Here is a 3433-nt window from a genome sequence, read left to right as displayed (position 1 = left end):
AAATGTCATCTTCTTCCCAGTTACTTTAATGATTCCGAATCCCATGATAGTAGTTCCCGGATCAATCCCTAATATGATTTTTTCGTTTTGCAATTTATTTTGTTTACTCTGAGTTTAAAACAATAGGAATCCTGCACTTAGTATTTACAGGTATTCCTCTTTTTAAAGCCGGCTCCACCGGGGGCAGACTTTTAAGACTCCTGCTGATAATCCCGTCAAATTCAGGAATTTGTTCCTGAATAATCCTGTTTTTTTCAATGTTCAGGACTGCCACTTTTCCATCTTTATTCACTATAAAATCTACATATACTCTTTCCTCGACATCATTATCTAAAATAAATTCAAACTCTTCCAGGGTCTTTGAAAAATGCAATAACAAAGTATTTTCAAAACACTCACGCTGAGCAGATTTAGATACGGCTTCATCGCAAACGTCAAATAGTGGATATTGGTCTACATCATTCCAATTGATTGCCTGCAATTCCTTATCCGCCAATTGTTGCGTTTTCACTTCCGTTGAAGTAAACAAATCACAGGAAGACAATAGGCATAAACAAGACAAAATAAGCAACTTCCTCATTTAACAGGTATTCTTGCGGAAAATTACGATTTTTTCGGGCAATCAATCAACAGCAAAATGGATTTCTTCCTTAAGTTCCATTACTCGTTTTCTGGCAAATTCTGAATAATAGGATTTTTGAGCGCCAAATTTTTCTAAAAAATATTGATAGTATTCCAATCTGATTTTGGAGTCCTTATATAATTGATCTGCGAGAACACATATTTGATAATAAATGTGAGGACTATTGTTTTCTGCGGTATAGGCTTTTTTATAATAAGTCATAGCTTCTTCTAAATCATTCCTCTGCCTGGCCAGCTGTGCTAGAGAAGTGTATTCATTTGCCAGATTAGGCTTTTGCTTTGCTATAGACATTTTAAAATAATACTCTGCGCTGTCCAGTTTTTGTTCACGCCAATATGTATGTCCTAATCCATTTAATGCATCCGGTATGGCTGGTTCATAATTTAATAGCAAAAAATAGTTTTGCTTTGCTTCAGACAACTTCCAGGTTTTAAAAAAGCTAAATGCCAACTTTTCAAAAATATATGCTTTTTCTTCCCCAAGAGTAAGTAATCTTTCCAAAAGGGGTATGGCCTTTTCATAATCATTTTCATTATAGAAGGCAAGCGCCTTAAGGTTTATAAGACTTACGTCGTCTTGATAAATACGGAGCCCCATATTGACATATTTTAATACTGAGTCATTGGTGTTTTGTGTTAAATAGTATTTGCTAAGCTCAAAAATACTACGCAGATGTGAGCTGTCTTTCAAAATGGCTGATTTAAAAAAGGGAATCCCTTCATCAATATTATTCATTTCAAACAAGGTCCTTCCCAAATAAAAATCAAATTCGGGATTTGACGCTTGGTCTGAAACCAAGCTGAAAAATAGTTCTGATGCATTAGAAAATCTTTTGAGTTTAAAAAGTAGTTTTCCCAATTCAAATCTCGCAATTTGTGAAGCACTATCTTTTGCTATGATATCCTCGTATTGCAAAACTGCTTTCTTATAATTTCTGTTTGCATTGAACGCCCTAGCTATTTGAAGACTGGCTTTTTCAGAATTCACAAGTGCATATTGATTAATTGCCTTTGAATAATAACCTAAGTTGAATAAACTATCTGCCTTGGTCATAAAAGAATTCTGCGCAATGCTAAGTTGAACTATCAAAAGGAAAAGAGTCAGAATGAGTATTTTCATCAGATTTTGAATTCTACCTAGAAAATTACGCTTTTTTCGGGCAATTAAGCTTCTGAAATTCAGGATTTCCCACATCCTTAAAAAGACATGTAACAAATAGACCTTATCTTCGTCCAATATCAAAGATTTTTAATGGACATTGCCCTTTTCTTATTGGGATTTATCTTTATGCTTATAGGTATTTTAGGGAGTTTTTTACCCGTTTTACCCGGTCCTACAGTAAGTTGGATAGGTCTTTTGTTATTGGTTCTTACCAGGGCAGTTCCCAATGACTGGTGGTTTTTGGGGATCACACTTTTAGTTGCAGTAATTGTATTGGCATTAGATTACATTATCCCGGCAATGGGTACTAAAAAGTTTGGGGGCAGCAAGGCTGGAATGTTTGGGACCGTAGTTGGGCTTCTTGTAGCAATTATATTTCCAATACTAGGTGTTTTTGGTATAATTATATGGCCCTTTGTTGGCGCGTTGATTGGTGAACTAATAAATAAGGCGGAGAGTAAAACAGCTCTTAAAGCCGCTTTTGGTTCCTTTATTGGTTTTCTTACCGGTACCTTCTTAAAATTTATGGTTACTATAATTTATTTGGGCCTCTTTATATCCAAAACCTGGGAATATAAGGAAGCATTATTTCCATTCTTTTATTAACCCCTAATTAAACCAAACCACCTTGTCCTCAATTGGTTTTCTTTCCCCAACAGAGATTTCCTCTTCGTAACGTCCCATAAATAAAAACCCAAGACATTGCTCCCCACCACCCAGTTCAATAAATTCTCCCATATATTTTATGAGTCCCGGAGAACTCCAATAACAACCTATCTCCATTTCTGTGCAACAAAGCCACATATTTTGAACTGCCATAGCTGTGGCCGCAATTTCTTCCCATTCCGGAAGACTTTCATTTGGGTCTCTTTGCATACAGATGGCTATGACTGCAGCAGATCTGCTTGGGTTTTCAAGGAGTTTTTTTACTTTAAAAGCCTTTGGGTTTGCCTCCGTTTCCTCGTACTTCTTTGCAAGGAATTGACCGAGTTGTTCTTTAGAATCTTCTAAAAAGATTTTAAACCTCCATGGTTCCGTTTTTTTATGCGTTGGTGCCCAGTTTGCTGCTTCCAGAATTTTTTCAATCTCCGATCTTTTTAACGGTTGGTTAGTATATTGAGCAGGAAATACAGAACGCCTTTTTTTAATTAATTCAAATACCATTTTAAATATTTTAGTTTGCAAAGTTAGAATTTCTAACTGTGAAATTATATTCAAATTAAAGTGTGGTTGCAATTCCAATTTTCTGAAACTTAATGAATACATTTATAGTACTAAAAATTCTATTTAATGGTTTCAACAACTGATAACTTTCTGTATGGAGAAGAAGCACTTAGTTGCAGCCTTGCATTGAGAATTGCAAGAGGCACAGTTCAAGGCCAATTATCAAATGTTGCGCGAAAACGGGTCCGGGACAGCAAACTTGTGGTAGAAAACATAGTTGAAAAAGGGCAGGCTGTTTATGGGATAAATACTGGGTTCGGGCCTTTGTGTACTACAAATATTTCTAAAGAAGAAACCAGAGTTTTACAGACAAACATCCTTAAAAGCCATAGCGTTGGCGTCGGCAAGCCCATTAAGACGGAACTGGCAAAACTAATGCTCATTTTAAAGATACACTCGCTTGCC

The 3433-nt window shown here is 35.9% G+C and carries 6 protein-coding genes; 2 read left to right on the top strand and 4 right to left on the bottom strand.

Features of this window, described 5'->3' with window-relative positions; translation table 11 throughout:
- The 3 genes from WBN20_RS15945 to WBN20_RS15935 form a co-directional block, all read right to left on the bottom strand.
- Positions 1–93, bottom strand: a 93-nt coding sequence (locus WBN20_RS15945; protein ID WP_424282399.1) for a crossover junction endodeoxyribonuclease RuvC, incomplete at its 3' end; no start/stop codon positions are given.
- Positions 94–103: 10 nt separating this feature from the next.
- Complete coding sequence (locus tag WBN20_RS15940; RefSeq protein ID WP_424282398.1) at positions 104–580, bottom strand: energy transducer TonB; 477 nt, start codon at positions 578–580, stop codon at positions 104–106.
- 42 nt (positions 581–622) lie between these two features.
- Positions 623–1879, bottom strand: coding sequence for a tetratricopeptide repeat protein (locus WBN20_RS15935; RefSeq protein WP_424282397.1), 1257 nt, complete (start codon positions 1877–1879; stop codon positions 623–625).
- A gap of 15 nt (positions 1880–1894) precedes the next feature.
- Here WBN20_RS15935 and WBN20_RS15930 point away from each other — a divergent pair, with 15 nt between their 5' ends.
- Positions 1895–2410, top strand: coding sequence for a DUF456 domain-containing protein (locus tag WBN20_RS15930; RefSeq protein ID WP_424272863.1), 516 nt, complete (start codon positions 1895–1897; stop codon positions 2408–2410).
- 3 nt (positions 2411–2413) lie between these two features.
- Here WBN20_RS15930 and WBN20_RS15925 read toward each other — a convergent pair whose 3' ends face one another.
- A complete protein-coding gene (locus tag WBN20_RS15925) occupies positions 2414–2968 on the bottom strand; it encodes a nitroreductase family protein (RefSeq protein ID WP_424282396.1) in 555 nt (184 codons plus the stop codon).
- Positions 2969–3094: 126 nt separating this feature from the next.
- Between WBN20_RS15925 and WBN20_RS15920 the strand changes: the two genes are divergently transcribed.
- Positions 3095–3433 (top strand): aromatic amino acid lyase (locus WBN20_RS15920; RefSeq protein WP_424282395.1); only part of this gene is annotated, 339 nt, incomplete at its 3' end.

Origin of the sequence: Eudoraea sp. (genome assembly GCF_049665975.1) — a bacterium.
Taxonomy (GTDB): Bacteria; Bacteroidota; Bacteroidia; order Flavobacteriales; family Flavobacteriaceae; genus Eudoraea.
This window is presented reverse-complemented; position numbering and strand designations above follow the sequence as displayed.

What these genes read in the sequence shown, in the direction of transcription:
- WBN20_RS15925 (WP_424282396.1), bottom strand. Translation starts at nt 2,968, where the DNA reads ATGGTATTTGAATTAATTAAAAAAAGGCGTTCTGTATTTCCTGCTCAA.
- WBN20_RS15930 (WP_424272863.1), top strand. Translation starts at nt 1,895, where the DNA reads ATGGACATTGCCCTTTTCTTATTGGGATTTATCTTTATGCTTATAGGT.
- WBN20_RS15940 (WP_424282398.1), bottom strand. Translation starts at nt 580, where the DNA reads ATGAGGAAGTTGCTTATTTTGTCTTGTTTATGCCTATTGTCTTCCTGT.